16 protein-coding genes are annotated in these 17,928 nt (G+C 40.9%); 12 read left to right on the top strand and 4 right to left on the bottom strand.

Annotated features, from left to right (window positions below; genetic code table 11):
• The first annotated feature begins 240 nt into the window (after positions 1-240).
• On the top strand, positions 241-987 hold the full coding sequence (locus IEY42_RS03870; RefSeq protein ID WP_188924025.1) for a phosphatase: 747 nt from the start codon (positions 241-243) through the stop codon (positions 985-987).
• A gap of 158 nt (positions 988-1,145) precedes the next feature.
• Positions 1,146-1,754 carry a flavin reductase family protein gene (locus IEY42_RS03865; protein ID WP_188924024.1) on the top strand — a complete coding sequence of 203 codons (609 nt, stop codon included), beginning with the start codon at positions 1,146-1,148 and terminating at the stop codon, positions 1,752-1,754.
• A 79-nt stretch (positions 1,755-1,833) separates the two neighbouring features.
• Here IEY42_RS03865 and IEY42_RS03860 read toward each other — a convergent pair whose 3' ends face one another.
• On the bottom strand, positions 1,834-3,585 hold the full coding sequence (locus IEY42_RS03860; RefSeq protein WP_188924023.1) for a DUF885 domain-containing protein: 1,752 nt from the start codon (positions 3,583-3,585) through the stop codon (positions 1,834-1,836).
• A 402-nt stretch (positions 3,586-3,987) separates the two neighbouring features.
• Between IEY42_RS03860 and IEY42_RS03855 the strand changes: the two genes are divergently transcribed.
• Positions 3,988-4,197 (top strand): TOBE domain-containing protein, encoded by a 210-nt coding sequence (locus IEY42_RS03855; protein WP_188924022.1) that lies wholly within the window; start codon positions 3,988-3,990, stop codon positions 4,195-4,197.
• A gap of 309 nt (positions 4,198-4,506) precedes the next feature.
• Here the strand turns inward: IEY42_RS03855 and IEY42_RS03850 are convergent, their stop codons facing one another.
• Complete coding sequence (locus tag IEY42_RS03850; protein ID WP_188924021.1) at positions 4,507-6,303, bottom strand: acyl-CoA dehydrogenase C-terminal domain-containing protein; 1,797 nt, start codon at positions 6,301-6,303, stop codon at positions 4,507-4,509.
• A gap of 568 nt (positions 6,304-6,871) precedes the next feature.
• Here IEY42_RS03850 and IEY42_RS03845 point away from each other — a divergent pair.
• From IEY42_RS03845 to IEY42_RS03805, 9 genes are all read left to right on the top strand, one after another.
• A complete protein-coding gene (locus IEY42_RS03845) occupies positions 6,872-9,316 on the top strand; it encodes a TonB-dependent receptor (protein ID WP_188924020.1) in 2,445 nt (814 codons plus the stop codon).
• Between the two features lie 136 nt (positions 9,317-9,452).
• Positions 9,453-10,115, top strand: coding sequence for a nitroreductase (locus IEY42_RS03840; RefSeq protein ID WP_188924019.1), 663 nt, complete (start codon positions 9,453-9,455; stop codon positions 10,113-10,115).
• A 48-nt stretch (positions 10,116-10,163) separates the two neighbouring features.
• Complete coding sequence (locus IEY42_RS03835) at positions 10,164-11,111, top strand: alpha/beta fold hydrolase (RefSeq protein ID WP_188924018.1); 948 nt, start codon at positions 10,164-10,166, stop codon at positions 11,109-11,111.
• A gap of 239 nt (positions 11,112-11,350) precedes the next feature.
• Complete coding sequence (locus IEY42_RS03830; RefSeq protein WP_188924017.1) at positions 11,351-12,259, top strand: bile acid:sodium symporter family protein; 909 nt, start codon at positions 11,351-11,353, stop codon at positions 12,257-12,259.
• 29 nt (positions 12,260-12,288) lie between these two features.
• A complete protein-coding gene (locus tag IEY42_RS03825) occupies positions 12,289-12,981 on the top strand; it encodes a crotonase/enoyl-CoA hydratase family protein (RefSeq protein WP_188924016.1) in 693 nt (230 codons plus the stop codon).
• Positions 12,982-12,991: 10 nt separating this feature from the next.
• Positions 12,992-13,846, top strand: a complete 855-nt coding sequence (locus tag IEY42_RS03820; RefSeq protein ID WP_188924015.1) for a crotonase/enoyl-CoA hydratase family protein — start codon at positions 12,992-12,994, stop codon at positions 13,844-13,846.
• An 89-nt stretch (positions 13,847-13,935) separates the two neighbouring features.
• Entirely contained in the window at positions 13,936-14,721 is a 786-nt protein-coding gene (locus tag IEY42_RS03815) for an alpha/beta fold hydrolase (protein WP_188924014.1), read from the top strand.
• A 57-nt stretch (positions 14,722-14,778) separates the two neighbouring features.
• Positions 14,779-14,925, top strand: a complete 147-nt coding sequence (locus IEY42_RS03810; protein ID WP_188924013.1) for a hypothetical protein — start codon at positions 14,779-14,781, stop codon at positions 14,923-14,925.
• Between the two features lie 622 nt (positions 14,926-15,547).
• Positions 15,548-16,468, top strand: coding sequence for a homocysteine S-methyltransferase family protein (locus tag IEY42_RS03805; protein ID WP_188924012.1), 921 nt, complete (start codon positions 15,548-15,550; stop codon positions 16,466-16,468).
• A gap of 75 nt (positions 16,469-16,543) precedes the next feature.
• On the opposite strand, the gene IEY42_RS03800 is transcribed toward IEY42_RS03805, so the two are convergent.
• A complete protein-coding gene (locus IEY42_RS03800; protein WP_188924011.1) occupies positions 16,544-16,945 on the bottom strand; it encodes a hypothetical protein in 402 nt (133 codons plus the stop codon).
• 398 nt (positions 16,946-17,343) lie between these two features.
• Positions 17,344-17,637 (bottom strand): hypothetical protein, encoded by a 294-nt coding sequence (locus IEY42_RS03795; protein WP_188924010.1) that lies wholly within the window; start codon positions 17,635-17,637, stop codon positions 17,344-17,346.
• Positions 17,638-17,928: the final 291 nt, after the last annotated feature.

Genomic DNA, 17,928 nt, shown 5'->3' with positions numbered 1-17,928 from the left:
TCTGTCACCTGTAGAGTTTGAAAATTCTCAATTAAAAGTGTCCAGTTTGGCTTGACCAGTACACCTATTGGCAACTACACAGAGGTATTTATATATAATGATGATCGTGAACTAAGCTATACAATACTGTGATTTAATGCCTCTACTCTTCAGTCAAATTTTGTTAATCATTCATAGAGATGAGCACAGTAACATAGTAGACTACTTTATATTCTATTTGCTTACTAAGTGAGATTATTCATGGCTTTTCTTGTTGATATTCACGCTCATACCATCGCTTCCACTCACGCTTACAGTACTGTTCATGATTACTTTTCGGTGGCCAAAAACAAAGGAATAAAATTGTTTGCTATTACCGATCATGGTCCTGACATGGCAGATGCGCCGCACTTTTGGCATTTTGTGAATATGCGAGTACTACCAAGAGTCGTTGACGGAATTGGTATGCTGCGAGGCATTGAAGCCAATATTAAAAATACCGCTGGCGAAATAGATTTTTACGGTGATTACTTACAGCTACTTGATATTGTGTTAGCTGGTTTTCATGAGCCGGTTTTTGCACCTTCGTCGCAAGAAACTCATACCCAAGCATTAATTAATTGTATCGAAAGTGGTTATGTCGACATTATCACTCATCCCGGCAATCCAGCCTACCCGATTGATATTGAACGTGTAGCCCAAGCTGCGGCTAAACATAACGTGGCGTTAGAGATCAATAACTCGTCATTTTTAACCTCAAGAAAAGGCAGCCTAACCAACTGTACCGCCATCGCAGAAGCCGTAAAACACGCAGGCGGATTATTGGTAATGGGTTCAGACTCTCATGTGGCGTTTAGTTTAGGCGATTTTGAAAAATCATTAGAAGTCATTAACGCGGTCGACTTCCCCATTGATAGGCTACTTAACCGCAGCCCCGAAGCACTATTGGCGTTTTTATCTGCTAGAGGGCACACCTTGTCAGATGAATATTCAGTGCTGTTTGAATAACCAAGCGATTCAATAGATCCATCCTCACTCCTTTGTCGTAATAACAGCAATATAGAATCAAGCTGACATTTGTAAATAATAGATTCTGTTTGCTGTTACCACACAAATTAATGCGCCAACGAACGCATTGATTTCGCCACTTACGCGAAGGATCTCTAATGCATTTTTCGAAAGACCGTATTAATACCCTTGATAGTCGAACTCGAGCGCACTTTATTAATTCGCTGTCGGGATTTAAAAGCGCCAACCTTATTGGGACTCAAGACGTTCAAGGGCATACCAATTTGTCGATAGTGAGTTCGGTGTTCCATCTAGGTGCTAACCCTGCACTGGTTGGGATGATTATTCGGCCTCATTGCGTGCCAAGACACACATTTGAAAATATTCTTCAGACTGGCTTTTACACCATAAACCAGGTGAATCAAGCTATCTATTCACAAGCGCATCAAACATCGGCGCGTTATGACAAACAACAATCTGAATTTGATATGACGGGGTTAACAACAGAATATCTTGATGATTTTAAAGCGCCTTTTGTAAAACAAAGCCAACTAAAGTATTCCGTTAAGCTGGTAGAGCATCAACATTTAGCCGTGAATGGAACCGAATTAGTAATAGGTGAAATTATAGATGTATATGTAGATGAAAATGCCGTTAAAGCAGATGGTTTTATTGATTTACACGCCATTGATACTGTCGCTATCTCTGGCCTTGATAGTTATCACACAACAACTCAATTAGCGCGCTTACCTTACGCCAAAAAATGACCTTGTTTTTATAGTCCTAAAAATAAAATATCCCATTCAAATTAGATTTGAATGGGATATTTTTAATTAAGGCCAAATCTTAATTAACCTTTTCCGCAGGCGTAATAAAGCGAGCTTTAACCGCTTCTGCCATTAAGTTTGGTGGAATTAAGCCTTGCTCTAATACAAAATTATTAAAAGCTAAACGATCAAATTTATCGCCTAGGGCTAACTCAACATCAGCTCTGATCTCAAGTAACCGTGATAATCCATAAAAGTAACTGCCGGCTTGCCCTGGCATACGCATGGTGTAACGGTCGACTTCTTGCTTAACAGCCGCTTTTGAAAACACCACATCTTCACTCAACAAATGATAAGCCTGCTCTTTGGTGGTTAGCCCAAGGTTTAGCATAGGGTCTAACATTGCACGGGCATTGCGTAATAAACGATGCTGTAAGGCAATCAACTGTCCTTCAATGGGTAAATATGGCAGCATTTCAGCTTCAGCGTAAAGTGCCCACCCCTCAACATTCACACTGTTAAACGCATAATATACGCGGGCTAAAGACACGCCTTGCTCTAACATTACCGCAAATTGTAACTCATGGCCTGGTCGCCCCTCATGAGCACTTAATGTGTAAGCTACAGCATCAAAGTTAAAATCATCATAGGCGGCGTCACCCGTTAATGCAGGATTACCCGTGGTGAGAATAAATTGACCTTGCTCACCCGTATTGCCAATAAACGGGGGTGGTTGCATATGAGGTGCTGGGCTGCCAGCGGCCTCAGCTTCTGTCGCTAAGCGCATAATCATATTGCGCTTAGGTAAATCGACCACCTGTTGCGCGCTGATAATTGTCTCTAATTTACTGTTAATTTGACGGTAATGATCTTCAATTTCATCATTTGCCAACGAATTCTGTTTAAGTAGTTTGATGACATCGCGGTAGTCAGTTGAAGGCATGTCAAACTTTTTCGCCACCAAAGGTGCCAAAGCCTGCATATTAGCTTTAGTGATCATATAACTGGCTTTAGCGCGCTCAATCAACAAATTAGGATCAATATCGATTCCGACATTTTTGAGTTTTAACGCATAGATGTCAGCAGGTAAACGATAATGGCTACGGGTGTGCGGAATGACCGTTTTTTGTGCCCATTCACGAAAATCGCTGATTTGTTGGCTTAACAGTGCTAAATCACCTTCTGCTTTAGAGAGCTTATGCTCGGCAAATAGTTGCTGTAAACCTTCAAGTAATTTATCGGTTCTGCCCAGTGCTTGTTCAACTTCTTCTTTTGTTGGGCCAAGCAAGGTGTCATTTGTTAAAGCCGCTTCAAATAGGGTTTGCGCTTGTTTGGTTAATGCTGGTTGACCTGTTTTACCGACATAACAGGCTAAACGAGTTATCGCCGCTTGTTTACGTGTTTCTGGCATTTGTCCATCTAATAACGCTGACACGCCTCTAAAGATAATCAAGGGCACATCAACCCAAGGCAGCATGTATTTGTCGTCTAATGTTGAGGTAGCAATCGTTTGGTCAATATTATCAATAATAATATTCAAATCTTGACGTACAGGCAGTAAAGTTTCGGTGTTTAGTGCAGCGAGCAACGTGTTTTTACTGGCTTTAAGAGTCGTTAAATACTTATCTTGTTGTGCCTGACTAATGTTACTGCATTGTGTATCTGCTTCAACAATGCCTATCGAACTGGCCATTTCTGGTTGGAACTCGGCGGTGAGTTCGATTTGTTTATTTGTGTACTGATTACTCACATCCACCCAAGAATCGGCAGCAGCCGTCATTGGAAGTAATACAAGCAACGGAATGATTGAACTGAGCACTTTGCCTGACATTGTCCAAGTCCCTTTTTGATAAATAAAGTCTCACTATACCGGAATTACCCAAGAAGTAAGCTCCACGACAAGGTTTACAGGCTAAGATAAGTAACGAATTGGTTACAATTTATGTTTCATCGGTAGGTTGTTAGCGATTTATGATACCGCTTTAAGGTTCAATATGACGGTATCATGACACAATGTAATTAGCGTAAATGTAAAAAAAAACCATCAACTTTTTGTATTTATAATATTGATACTAAAGGATTAACCCTAATCCCTACAGGATGTTAGATTAAAAAATGTGACCTATGCTATTTTTCTGACATCTAAATACCTATTGCAGTAATAAATAGGACTACAATGAATTTAAGTATTGGAAATACTGGTTATTAATTCATAAACCTAAACGGAGACAACATGAAAATAAGTGCTAGAAATCAGCTTAAAGGAACGGTTAAATCAATCGAAACTGGTGCGGTTAATTCTGAGGTGACCATTGAATTATCGGGTGGTGAAAAAATTGCTTCGATTATCACTAACCAAGCTGTAAAGTCACTAGATTTGAAAGTAGGTTCAACAACATACGCGATTGTTAAAGCGTCAAACGTGATGCTAGCTGTAGATTAATTGTGATGTAGAGACGAGCTATCCTTCCAAGGTTAGCTTACTCAATCATGCAATATATTCTCAATGAGTCCTTTGTCTTGCTAATAATAAGCAAACAGACAACAGGACTTTTTTATTACCTTTAAATCCATTAGCTAAACGATACCAAGCATTACCATATTTATCATTGAGCATAAATAATTGCCCTCATTCTAAGCAAGATTCAGTCAACAAAACATAGACAAAAAAAATCGCAACGCATCACGTTACGATTTTATTGGAGCAGCAGCGATTTGCCGTCTGCGATGACTATACAGTGTTAATCATCGTTTAAAAAACAAAGTCTTCACTGTCTAGTGCCATCATTGAATCAACACCATTAGCAATACACGCGGCATGACCTTTTGCTCTAGGTAACATACGCTGCATATAGAATTGTGCGGTTTTGATTTTAGCTTCATAGAAAGCGGTTTCTGTGGTGCCTGCGGCCAGTTTATCTTGCGCGACTTTAGCCATTTTAGCCCAGAAGAATGCGAGCGTGACGTAACCGGCATACATTAAGTAATCAACCGATGCACCACCAATTTCATCAGGATTCTTCATGGCTTTACCGCCAATAAGTACGGTAATTTCATGCCATTCTTTTGCGTAAGCCATAATAGGTTTAATAAACTCAGCCATGGCTGGATTATCAATATTTTGCTGGCAAAATACAGTCACATCTTTAGAGAAAGGCTTTAATACTTCGCCTTGTGTACCAATGATTTTACGGGCCAATAAATCAAGTGCTTGAATGCCCGTTGTTCCTTCATATAAACAACTGATTTTTGTGTCGCGCATCAGTTGCTCCATGCCCCACTCTTTAATAAAACCGTGTCCGCCGAACACTTGCACGCCATGGCTAGTAGATTCAAAGCCAAGCTCAGACAAAAAGGCTTTGGCAATGGGTGTAAGCAAAGCAAGCTTGGTTTCCGCATCTGCTTTAACGGCTTCATCTTTTTCTGCATGACCAATATCAACCAGTTGTGCTAAATAAGACACTAACGCGCGGCCACCTTCAGCAATGGACTTTTGCGTTAATAGCATTCTGCGGACATCTGGGTGAACAATAATAGGATCCGCTGGGCCATTCGGGTTTTTAACCCCACTGATTGAACGCATTTGTAAGCGATCTTTAGCGTACGCCAGCGCCCCCTGGAAAGAGGCTTCAGCGGCGGCAACCCCTTCGTTTGCAACACCAATACGGGCGGCATTCATAAAGGTAAACATACATTTTAACCCGCGATTTGGCTCACCAATGAGGTGACCTGTTGCACCATCAAAGTTGATCACACACGTCGCGTTACCATTAATACCCATTTTGTGTTCAATCGAGCCACAATTAACGCCATTGCGATCTGAAATGGTGCCGTCTTCATTCACGTTAAATTTAGGGACAATAAATAATGAAATACCTTTATTGCCTTCTGGGGAGCCAGGAATACGGGCAATAACAATATGAACAATGTTATCTGATAAATCGTGCTCACCTGCAGAAATAAAGATTTTGGTGCCGCTTAATGAATAAGTGCCGTCAGCTTGTAATTCAGCTTTAGTGCGCAACATGCCTAAGTCGGTGCCACAATGTGGTTCAGTTAAACACATGGTACCGGTCCATTTACCGTCAACAAGCTTTGGCATAAATTGTTGTTTTTGCGCATCTGTACCATGCGCCTCAATGGTCGCTAATGCACCATGGCTTAAGCCTGGGTACATGGCAAAACTGTGGTTAGCACTTGAGAATAATTCAGCAATACTGATGTTTAACGAATGGGGTAAGCCTTGCCCACCAAATTCTTCAGATTGCGATAACGTGGGCCATCCACCTTCAACATATTGTGCATAGGCCTCTTTAAAACCGTCAGGTGTAGTGACAACCCCATCCTTCCATGTACATCCTTGCTGATCACCAATTTGATTTAATGGCGCGACCACTTCTTCAGTTAATTTTGCAGCTTCGCCGATAATGGCATCAACCATATCAAGGCTGGCATCTTGATAACCTAGATGTTGATAGTGCGCTTCGCACTCGAGCAATTCTTGCATAACAAACTTAACATCACGGATGGGGGCTTTGTATTCAGGCATTGTTGCTCTCCAAGTATTTATCAGTCCAATTGCATATAAAAAAGTTGATCTAATCTAACCAACTATAAAAGGTTATCTCTGATGCTAAGTTAACTGCAAGTATTATCCAAATGCATATTAATTATAGCCAGACATTCGTGAAATTTATAGTTCAGCAGTAGCAAGGACTACAGGCACTTGACAATATTGACGGTTTTAGCGGCGATAAGACTAATGACAATGCCCCTTTGGAACAAAATTTGAGTAAAAACACTAGTTTATCACTGCGTTATTCATTAAATGAATAGTAGCTTATTAAAATAATTGATTTGTTTAATGCTTCGACTCGTCCTAGCATGAATTTGCGGTTAATTGTTCACTATAAGTGGTAATTTCGTATTTTCAGGTCGCATTTCGTTAAGAAAGTCAGTACCTGAAGGTTCCCCTTGTTGTTATTGAATAAAGCTGTTTACAAAGATCGATATTTATACATTACAAACAAGAACGCTTAAGCGTCGTATATATCTTTGGTAATTCAACGTATTAGTTAGCTTGTTTAATAACGATTAGTCTTTATCTGGGGAAATAAATGAATAATAAGTCACAGATTTTCAAATACTCTATTCTTTCACTTGCCGTTTTTGGGGTGCTGGGTTCAACGGCAAACGCTGCCGAAGAAGAAACAGTAAAAAAGCAAGATGAGGATATGGAACGTATTATCGTCACCGCGTCTAAACGACCTAAAGGGTTACAAGAGTCTCCTGTTGCAGTCACTGTGGTCAGCAGTAAAGCGATTGAACAGGCTAAGGTTATGGACATCGATGATTTACAAACCTTAGTACCAACCCTACGAGTAACGCCACTTCAACGCTCAACCAATACTAACTTTGCCATTCGTGGTTTTGGTAACGGCACCAATAATACGGGGATTGAACCTTCTGTTGGGGTATTTATCGATGGTGTTTACCGCTCTCGCGCCGCGGCTCAAATTGGTGATTTACCAAGACTGCAACAAATTGAAGTGTTAAGTGGGCCGCAAAGCACCCTTTTTGGTAAAAATGCGTCAGCAGGTGTCATTAGTGTTACCACTCAAGAACCATCATATTATGAACATGGAAAAATTGAAGCCGGCATAGGTAATTACAATCAACAAGTCATGAAAGGCTATTACACAAATGGCATAAATGACAATTGGGCCTTTAGTGTATCGGGCGGGTTCAATACACGTGATGGTTACACTGAGTCAGTTTCTGGTTTAGGCGATGTTAACGATAAAGATCGTTGGAATGTACGTGGCCAAGCCCTTTTTGAACCAACTGAGGATGTCAAACTGCGTCTTATCGCTGATTATAGTGAAATTGAAGAAGCATGTTGTACTGTCGAAAACTCAATTAATGGCCCTACGACCGCTGCGGTTCGTGCGTTAGGTGGAATGGATTTAGATGAAACTAACTCATTTGCCTATAAATCAACCCTAAACTCAGACCCCATTAATAACGTGAAAGACGGTGGCGTGTCGTTACAACTTGATGTTGATTTTGAGGGTTACTCATTCACCTCAATCAGTGCAATACGAAATAACGAGTCTGATTTTATGAATGATGTGGATTACACCACTTTAGACATTCTTACTGAAGGCGGTTACACCGATATTGACACCATAACACAAGAGTTTCGCTTAACCTCAACAGGTGAACGTACACTTGAATGGATGTTTGGGGCCTATATCTTCCATGAAGAAGTGACCACGGGCGATACTTTATATTATGGTAATGATATTCGAAATTACTTTGATGTATTAATGGCTGCTGGTGGCGCGTCAGGATTACTCGCCGGTGTTGAGGGGGTTTATGGCTTAGATCCGGGCACCTTTTTCTCAAATACTTCTGCTGTGAGTTCTGATTTTGAGCAAGAAAATGATGCCTATTCATTATTTGCCAGCTTTGATTACCATATTAACGATCAATTTACCGCTATATTTGGTGTAAGTTACACCAATGATCAAAAAGAACTCACTATTTCACAAAATAATACCGACGTATTCTCGTCACTGGATTTGGCCACTGAACCCACATTATTTGGTGTACCCATTGGCAGTATTCCTACATTAGCCCCCGCAGTACCAACGTTACAAAGTTTGCAGTTTTTACCGCCCATGTTAGGCCTACCTAATGGAGTTGAAGAAAATAAAACAGACGACAGTAAAACCACCTGGTCGCTGCGTTTAGCTTACGAAATTAACGATAACATCAACGTGTTTGCGACTGCTGCAACTGGTTTTAAAGCTTCATCTTGGAACTTATCGCGATATTCTAGCCCTTTTGCATCAGATCAAGCTGCATTGGCCACGGCTGGCATAGAAGAGCCAAACCAGGTCTATGGCGGCCGTTATGCTTCACCTGAAGAAGCGATGGTATATGAGATTGGCATTAAAACTCAATTTGAGAATGGATCATTTAACGCCACTCTATTTGACCAAACCATTGAAGGCTTTCAATCTTCAATCTTCATCGGCACCGGTTATGTGTTAGCCAATGCGGGTAAACAAAGTACAAAAGGGTTTGAATTCGATTCAAATTACAACTTAACCGATGACTGGTCATTCACTTTAGCGGGTACCTTCCTCGATCCCGTTTACGACTCATTTGAAGGCGCATCTGGTCTTGATGGACCGATTGATCTGTCTGGCGAGCAACCTGCAGGTATCCATGAAGTGAGTATTTCTGCAGGCGTGGTGTATGACTTTGAAGTATTTAACGGTGCCAATGGTTATGTAAGAGCAGACTATTTATATGAAAGCGACGTTAAAGTGGCAGAAAACACACCAGAATCATTAACGCGTGAGGTGAATACCGTCAACGCGAGTACAGGTCTAGCGTTTGATAATGGCGTGAGTGTTCAGGTTTGGGTGCGTAACTTAACCAATGACGAATACTTGTTATCGGCTTTCCCACCACCAATTCAAGCAGGTAGCTTTAATGGCTATCCAAACCAACCCCGTACCTTTGGAGCAAACATTTCTTATCAATTTTAATTAGTTAAATCTTTGTTTTAAGTTTAGTTCTGCAGTATCGGCAATAGCTGATGCTGCAGATTTTTACCGCTAAATAGTTTGAGTAAAAAGAATAACACTATCAACCGAATGATTAATCACAATAAGAGTTGCCACTATGTCTATTGAATCAATATTAAAAAATCGCCACTCAGTCCGTGCCTTTCAAGATAAGCCCGTCCCAGAAAATGTATTAAAGCAAATTTTTGCAAGTGCACAGCTGTCACCGTCAAATTGTAACGTACAGCCTTGGCAATCTTGTGTGGTATCGGGTTCGACTAAAGATAAATTAAAAGCAAAATTCATTGAAACTTTAATGAGCGGTGCCACACCGAATCCTGACTTTAATTGGTTACCTCAATACCAAGGCGTACATCGAGATCGTCAGTTTGGTTCAGCAAATGCACTGTATAGTTCTGTCGGTATTGCACGTGAAGACAAAAAAGCCCGTCAAATGGCAATGGTCCGAAATTGGCAGTTTTTTGATGCCCCTCATGCGGTATTTTTCACTATGGACAAATACCTAGACATTATGGGTGCAGTAGATTTAGGCATATATGCGCAAACATTATCTTTAGTAATGGCAGAACATGGCGTGTCTAATTGCATGCAAGGTGCACTCGGGCAATTTCCTGATCCTGTTCGTGAAGTGCTTCAATTACCTGATGAACGTGGCATTTTATTTGGGATGTCTTTTGGCTATGCCGATGATAATGCTGCGGTAAACCGTACTCGTACAGAACGTGAGATCTTAGACACTGCAGTGGCATTTTTTGACTAACTGACAGCGATTTACCTGACTTAACGCTAATTGATATTGAGATTGCACATGACACTCACGCATAACCATATACGAATCGATGATATCAATATTCATTATGTTGAGTCAGGCCCGCAAGCCGCTCAACAACCACTAGAAACCATCGTATTTTTACATGGGTTTCCTGAATTTTGGGGAACATGGGACAAGCAGCTAGCGTTTTTTAGTCAACATTATCGGGTTATCGCACCAGATTTACCGGGATATAACCTCAGCGATAAGCCTAACAATATAGCATTTTACGCCCTGCCTAACCTTATAAATGTTATGAGCAAATTAATTGCCGCGCTCAGTCCAGACCGTCCCGTCACGTTAGTGGCACATGACTGGGGTGGCGCTATCGCATGGCCATTAGCGGCTTTTAAACCACACCTTATACGTCAATTAGTGATATTAAATGCCGCTCACCCCAGCACTTTTACTCGCGAAATGATAAACAACCCACACCAACGTAGCAAAAGTGATTATATTCATCAGCTTATAGGTAAAGATGGTGAAAATTTATTAACTCAAGATAATTACCGCTATCTCACGAATAACATTTTACAGTGCGAAAATGGCACTTTTTTTACCGCTGACGTTATCGCCTCATATCGACAAGTTTGGCAACATCCTGGCGCGGTAAATGGCATGCTGCAATATTATCGCGCAATGCCACAACTGGCGGCCAAAGAAACACTGGAGGCACCGGATGAAAGTGATAAACGTACTACTAGCGCTTCTCAGATAAAGCCCACCAGTGAGATCAACATCCCCAATATCCGAATAAACATACCAACGCTGGTGCTTTGGGGCGAACAAGATTTGGCATTTGTTAATGAAAACCTAAATGGATTAACTGATTACGTACCAGATTGCACCATCAAACGATTTCCAAATACCAGCCACTGGATCCAACATGAACAGCCTGATGAAGTTAATCTGGCAATCAATGAATTTATAAACTCATCAAAATAATAATACAAAGGTGCTTTATGAAAACTATTCAACAAAATCAACACCTAGCATGTTTTTTTCAACAGCTTAACAATATCGTCAATACACCGACAAGCTCGAGCAACTTAGCAACAATTATCCAACCGTATTGCACGGTAGCGCAACAGCGCCTACTGGTTAAATAATCCTATCCAATGAGTGATGAATAACGTTTATAAACGGATGTTTCCTTAACGAAGAAAGACTTATTAGAGGTTATTATGGACAATATGGAACTGATAACGTTGGTCAATACGCAAATTATGCCTGTGTGTATTTTTTTGATTATGATGGGAATGGGCTTATCGTTAGTGGTTAATGATTTTAAGCGAGTCGTTAAATACCCAAAAGCGGTTGCCATCGGCTTAACCAACCAATTATTGCTGCTTCCCATCATTGGGTTTGCATTAGCCAATATCATGCCGTTAGAACCTGAATACGCCGTAGGGGTGATGTTATTGGTATTATGCCCAGGTGGCACCACATCCAATATGTTTTCGCACCTGGCTAAAGCCGACGTTGCCTTGTCGGTCACCATGACCGCAGTAGCCAGTTTAATTACGGTGTTTACCATACCTGTGGTGCTCAATTATTCATTGATACACTTTATGGGTGAAGGCAGTGAATTTCAGTTACCCATTATCGCCACCATGATAAGCCTAATGAAACTCACTATTGTCCCTATTGCACTAGGCATGTTGGTAAGAAGATACGCGCCAAAAATCGCAGACAGTACTCAGGTGCATGTGTCACGATTTGGTATTTTATTTCTCACGTTATTGATAATCTTTTTAACGTATATTCAACAGGACATTGTGATCCCAGCGTTAATTGCAGCAGGGCCAGTGTCAGTCATTCTCAATATCACAACCATGCTTTTAGGCTATTACTCCAGTAAATATTTTGGCCTTAACTTTGCTCAACGCACCTCTATAACCATTGAGGTGGGCCTGCAAAACAGTACGTTGTCTATGTTTATGGCGTTAACCCTACTTGCTAATTATAAAATGTCGTTCACTCCTGCTATTTACACCCTTACCATGCTATTTACTGCGGGTATTTTAGTCGGTATGTTGAACTCTAAGTATGTAAAAGCGAAGCAGTTAACTCATTCCGTGGTTGAAAACTAAAAACGATAAACAAACCCAGTAGGTACAGCATGCAATTAATCAATGTAACGATAGAAAATAATATCCATATCATTAGCTTAAATAATGGCAAGGTGAATGCCATATCTCCAGAGGTAATTGCACAGTTAAACCTCGCGCTTGACGATGCGGAGCAGCAAGCTGCCGTAGTGATACTCACTGGGCAGCCCGGTATTTTGTCGGGCGGATATGATTTAAACACCATGAAACAAAGCCCAGAAGCGGCAATGGCGTTGGTCACAGCAGGCTCAAACTTATCTCGCAGAATGTTGGCATTTGCGACACCAATTATTGGTGTTTGTAGCGGCCATGCCATTGCTAAAGGGGCATTTTTATTACTGAGTTGTGATTACCGCATTGGCTGCAGTGGCGCGTTTAAAATTGGGTTAAATGAAGTGGCCATCGGCATGACAATGCACCAGGCTGGAATTGAAATAGCTCGTAACCGTATTCCAATTAATTACCTCTCTCGAGCGGTCATTAATGCTGAGCTTTTTAGCCCAGAAGCCGCTATAAACGCAGGATTTTTGGATCAGGTTGTTGCTCCAGAGCTACTCATGCAAACCGGCCTTGCTGTTGCAAGCCAAATGCAACAACTGAATATGAAAGCCCATCACGGCACAAAATTAAAAGAACGTCAGCACATTTTAACAGCCTTAGATGCTGCCATTAAACATGACGCATTAACAACAAAAATAGTATAAGGATATCACCATGAGCCTACAGGCAAGCTATAACACTCTCACCGTTGAGATTAACAACAAAGTCGCTCACATTGTGCTTAATCGCCCTGATGAACTTAACTCTATGAATGTTGATTTTTGGCATGAGTTTCCTCAAGTTATTGACGCGATAAATAATCTATCAGCTGCACGTGCCATTGTGATTTCATCAACCGGTAAACATTTTTGTGCAGGCATGGATCTCGCGGTATTTAGTGCCAACAATGACACAGATAATATCGAGTTAGGCCGTAAACACGAGCAATTACGCCGTTTAGTATTAAGACTGCAAGCTTGTTTTACTGTTTTAGAGTCAGTGCGTATGCCGGTTTTAATGGCCATTCAAGGCGGGTGCATTGGCGGCGCGGTCGATATGGTCACGGCCGCTGACTGTCGTTATTGCACCCGAGATGCATTTTTTAGTATTGAAGAAACCAAGCTCGGTATGACCGCAGATGTCGGCACACTGCAACGTTTACCCAAGTTAATTTCTATCGGTTTAGTGAAAGAGCTTGCCTACACAGGCCGAAGAATGCCAGCAGATGAAGCTAAACAGGCCGGTTTAGTGAATCATGTGTATGACGACCATCAGTCAATGCTTGATGCAGTCTTAGGCATGGCGGCAGAAATGGCAACGCGTTCGCCTTTGGCTGTGGCTGGTTGTAAAGAAATGATCAACTATGCCCGTGACCATAGTGTGGCAGACAGCTTAAATTACATGTCGGTTTGGCAAAGTGGCATGTTCCAGCCACAAAATGACATGATGGAAATATTTACAGCTAAGGCACAAAAGCGCGAACCACAATTTGCTGAATTGACTCAAATAGATCCATCAAAAATATTCTAAGCATTATGAATTATTGCACTTTTTGCTATTAAAAAAATTTTTAAATGATTTTATTTGATAGTAAAAGTGCTTAATCATTTAGAGACATTATGACTAAACCATTAATCAACCTAGTGCATGCTAATGGCTTTCCTGCGGGAAGCTATACAACTTTTTTAACTGAATTTGAGGGCGACTATCGCACCGTTGCCCATAATCAATTTGGTCACAACGTGATGTACCCTATTCACAGTAACTGGCAACACCTAGTCACTGAATTAGTTGAGTTTATAAGAAAACAAAATGAGCCAGTAATTTGTGTGGGTCATTCATTTGGTGGCGTTATTTCATTTATTGCTGCCTGCCAACATCCTGAGTTATTCCGCGGTTTAGTCATGTTAGACCCACCCGTAGTCACTGGGGCGTTTTCTCATTTATTGAGTTTTATTAAACGCACTCCCTATATTGATAAGTTATCCCCGGCGGGTAAAGCGAAAACACGCCAGCATCAATGGCCAGAAAACACCAATTTGGTTGATTATTTTTCACAGAAAAGTTTATTTAAAAATTTCGACCCGCGCTGCTTACAAGACTATGCAACATCCAGTGTCGTACTGCGAAATAAACGCCTTGAGCTGACCTTCTCTCCTGCCGTAGAAGCAGACATATTCAGACATTTACCGACCAACCTGGTTAAATACAAAAACAAACTTACCGTGCCAGCAAAACTGATTTACGGCGAAAGCACCAATATCTTCCCGATCAAACATTTTGTGCGTTTCGCTAAGCTCAATGATATTGATTTAATCGCATTGCCTAAAGGCGGCCATATGTTCCCATTAGAGCAACCTGAAAACACCGCTGCCATGGTCAAAGAGAGTATTAAAGATTGGTAATTAGCGATAGTCAGCATTGATTAAATAGCAGTAAGAAATAAGGAGTAGGAGTAAACGATGATCAAGCCAACGACATTGTTAACCCCTCTTACCTGTGGTTTGAGTTTCAGTATTTCTGTGCATGCGTTACCGTTAGATAAAATACAACTCCCACAGGGAGTTAGTATTGATATTTACGCTGACAATATCGAAAATGCACGTTAAATGCCGCTAGGCGACAAAGGCACGGCATTTGTGGACAGTCGCAAGACTGGATATAAACGCACTTATTACCTTTCACGACTTGATTAAAGCCTTTGGTGCCTAACGAAAATACTACATTTATATTTAGCACTTCTTGCACATTATTGACTCCCTTAAATTTGTTAATGAAAATCAAATGACACAACCATGACGTTGTACATAGACATGACTTGGCACTAAAGATGCTGTTTTCAAATTAATCGTGAGGCCACTGAACACTTGAGTCATATCGTGCTGTTAAAGAAACGCAATCTGTGATCTGCATGGACAAACAGAGTACAATATTTATTGACCTAAATACTCATAAAGAGTGTTTAGCAGCCGTCTATAGTAAAGAACAACGTGACGCTTAAGCTGTTTAAATTATTTACTATTTCATTTATTAGCCGGATTTTGCCGACATAATCATCACAGCGATTAAATGCCCACTTATAACAGTACAATTGTATAACCTCAGGGATATTCTCAGGGATATTCTCAGGAATGAAATTTTATCATAACCATGGTGAGAAGATTTCGTTTTGAGTGAGAGGATATTATGTTTGAATATGCCGAGTAGATATTGAGTAGTACGGAATCCATTATGACAGCACTGACGATTTTAGACGGCGGTATGGGGCGTGAGCTCAAACGTATCGGCGCACCTTTTTCTCAACCACTGTGGAGTGCGCAAGCACTGATTGAGTCGCCACAATTTGTAGCGCAAGCTCATCAACACTTTATCGAAGCCGGAGCGCAGATTATTACAGTCAATAGCTATGCATGTGTCCCTTTTCATTTAGGTGAAGAGCTCTATGCTAAACAAGGTGCAAAACTTGCTGAAAAAGCGGCAGATATTGCGCGTGAGGTTGTCACTCAGTCTCAACAACAGGTGCTTGTTGCTGGCTCAATCCCCCCCGCCTTAGGCTCCTATCGTCCCGACTTATTTGAAGCAGAGCGGGCATACGAGATTTGTTCTACCTTGTTTAATGCTCAGGATAAACAGGTCGATATCTGGCTTGCTGAGACAATTGCCAGTATTGCTGAAGCACAAGTGATAGCTAAGGTGCTAGCCAATACCGATAAGCCCTGTTATTTCGCTTATACTCTGATAGATGAAGTTGACCAGCCGATTCGGCTACGTTCTGGAGAGCTGCTAACCGATGCTGTTGCGGCATTGTTGGCAACAAATGCAACGGGGATCTTGTTTAATTGTTCGATCCCAGAGGTTATCGAGCAAGCCATTAAGGATGTGGTACAGGTATTAGCACAACATAATAAAACGCTTGCTATTGGTGTCTTTGCAAATAGTTTTACCCCAATAAAATCGGGGCATCAAGCCAATGGCACCTTTCAAACGTTACGTCATGTTTCTGAGGACGAATACCTTGAGTTTGCCAAGTGCTGGCATCAATTAGGAGCAAGCATTATTGGTGGATGTTGTGGTATTTACCCGAGCCACATTAACGCGCTAGCCACATGGCGAGATAGCCTAGAAGAAATAGGCTCACCAGAGCTTGATTAGCAATGAATAGCCACTTGCACAGTAGTATGCAGGGGTTAGTGTGACTGGAGGCTAATACCTCCAGCTACCCTATATTTAATCCACTTTAGTTGCTTCAATCACGATTGAACTACAATCCCCAGTAACATAGGGGCCAAGAACAAACTTTAACGACGAAAAATGATATTCTAAATCACAATGTTGGTATATCGATTCTATTGGGGAACCTTTGGTATTAAACCGTGCGACTATAAGAGTTTCACTTTGTTGAAGTATTACAGCTGAATGTGATGATATAGTATTTTTAACATCTTCTTGTAGCGCCCCGACTTGTGGTTTTGGCGCATTAACGAAAGTGGCAATTAGCGCATCCTTTACCTTCAAAGGGTTATTTTGTTCAACTTTCATTACTTCTTTTAGTTCGGGTTTGTCGGTAGATGAACATGCACTGATTAGTAATATTAATAACGCCCCTAACCCAATTTCAATTTTTTTCACCAAACACTCCTTAAAATACAACGATCAAAAACAATAGCGACTTTATGCGTTCAACTGTTTGTGTAGCAACATAGCCACCTATTTTTTAAATATGATTAAACGTTTATTACACAACGACATGAGCTTCTATAGGGGCTGTTGATCTTTGCTGGTTGAATTTTATTCGAGTTAAAAACGTTTTAATCGAGGCGAATGGATTGATGCCTAGTCATCTAAGCAAAATCCTTTCAACAAAGAGTAAAACGTATTTAGCCGAACCCTTCGGGCAGCGTATTTTGAGCCATTTTTTACTGCGTTATCGACTATTTATGTAGAATAACTGCACCTCGAAGTCTCTGCCGCGTAGTTGTAGATGTGAGTAATGGTCAATAATTCGCTGCAAAAACAACCTTGAAAGATCAACAGCCCCTAGATCCTTCACCTAAGGCAATCTCCCTGAGTACACGATCTTCAATGTCTGATAAACCACCTTCAAGGAACTCATGTGGTTGAATAGTTATTTTGGGGGCACGTTTGAAAAAACTGATTGCGCCAAATTCTTTAAGTGCATTTTTGAGGAAACTTTCTGCAACAAAGAACTTACCGATAAGCAGTCTCGTTGTTGTGAATGGCTCTTTAGCGTAAAAAGTCATACTGCGGCCTTCAGAACTTAACACCATCTTATTAGAATACACATCGACTTTTATTTCCATATCACCTTCCTACTTAGCTTACGCTTTTATCGGATTCTCCCGATGAGTTCGGCACCGAAATTTTTTACCACTAAAAGATAAAAATTCAATACGAGTTTTATAAAACACCACTGAACAGTTTACACATTAGGCAATGCACTGCATAACGTCTTTATGTTCACATGTATACATTTTCGCAGCCTCTTATCTATCAATCTTTTACCTCCGCCTAAAACTGATAAAAAGCAACCATTGTTCGTCATGACACATTTTATCTCGCCACTCTCACCGACCTAATCCTTATAAACAAGC

Origin of the sequence: Shewanella algicola, from assembly GCF_014648035.1 — a bacterium.
Lineage (GTDB): Bacteria > Pseudomonadota > Gammaproteobacteria > Enterobacterales > Shewanellaceae > Shewanella > Shewanella algicola.
This window is presented reverse-complemented; position numbering and strand designations above follow the sequence as displayed.

Excerpts from the sequence above, each read along its gene's own strand:
- IEY42_RS03810 (WP_188924013.1), top strand. The coding sequence starts at position 14,779 with ATGATCAAGCCAACGACATTGTTAACCCCTCTTACCTGTGGTTTGAGT.
- IEY42_RS03860 (WP_188924023.1), bottom strand. The coding sequence starts at position 3,585 with ATGTCAGGCAAAGTGCTCAGTTCAATCATTCCGTTGCTTGTATTACTT.
- IEY42_RS03855 (WP_188924022.1), top strand. The coding sequence starts at position 3,988 with ATGAAAATAAGTGCTAGAAATCAGCTTAAAGGAACGGTTAAATCAATC.
- IEY42_RS03840 (WP_188924019.1), top strand. The coding sequence starts at position 9,453 with ATGTCTATTGAATCAATATTAAAAAATCGCCACTCAGTCCGTGCCTTT.
- IEY42_RS03820 (WP_188924015.1), top strand. The coding sequence starts at position 12,992 with ATGAGCCTACAGGCAAGCTATAACACTCTCACCGTTGAGATTAACAAC.
- IEY42_RS03835 (WP_188924018.1), top strand. The coding sequence starts at position 10,164 with ATGACACTCACGCATAACCATATACGAATCGATGATATCAATATTCAT.
- IEY42_RS03830 (WP_188924017.1), top strand. The coding sequence starts at position 11,351 with ATGGACAATATGGAACTGATAACGTTGGTCAATACGCAAATTATGCCT.
- IEY42_RS03870 (WP_188924025.1), top strand. The coding sequence starts at position 241 with ATGGCTTTTCTTGTTGATATTCACGCTCATACCATCGCTTCCACTCAC.
- IEY42_RS03850 (WP_188924021.1), bottom strand. The coding sequence starts at position 6,303 with ATGCCTGAATACAAAGCCCCCATCCGTGATGTTAAGTTTGTTATGCAA.
- IEY42_RS03805 (WP_188924012.1), top strand. The coding sequence starts at position 15,548 with ATGACAGCACTGACGATTTTAGACGGCGGTATGGGGCGTGAGCTCAAA.
- IEY42_RS03795 (WP_188924010.1), bottom strand. The coding sequence starts at position 17,637 with ATGGAAATAAAAGTCGATGTGTATTCTAATAAGATGGTGTTAAGTTCT.
- IEY42_RS03865 (WP_188924024.1), top strand. The coding sequence starts at position 1,146 with ATGCATTTTTCGAAAGACCGTATTAATACCCTTGATAGTCGAACTCGA.
- IEY42_RS03825 (WP_188924016.1), top strand. The coding sequence starts at position 12,289 with ATGCAATTAATCAATGTAACGATAGAAAATAATATCCATATCATTAGC.
- IEY42_RS03845 (WP_188924020.1), top strand. The coding sequence starts at position 6,872 with ATGAATAATAAGTCACAGATTTTCAAATACTCTATTCTTTCACTTGCC.
- IEY42_RS03815 (WP_188924014.1), top strand. The coding sequence starts at position 13,936 with ATGACTAAACCATTAATCAACCTAGTGCATGCTAATGGCTTTCCTGCG.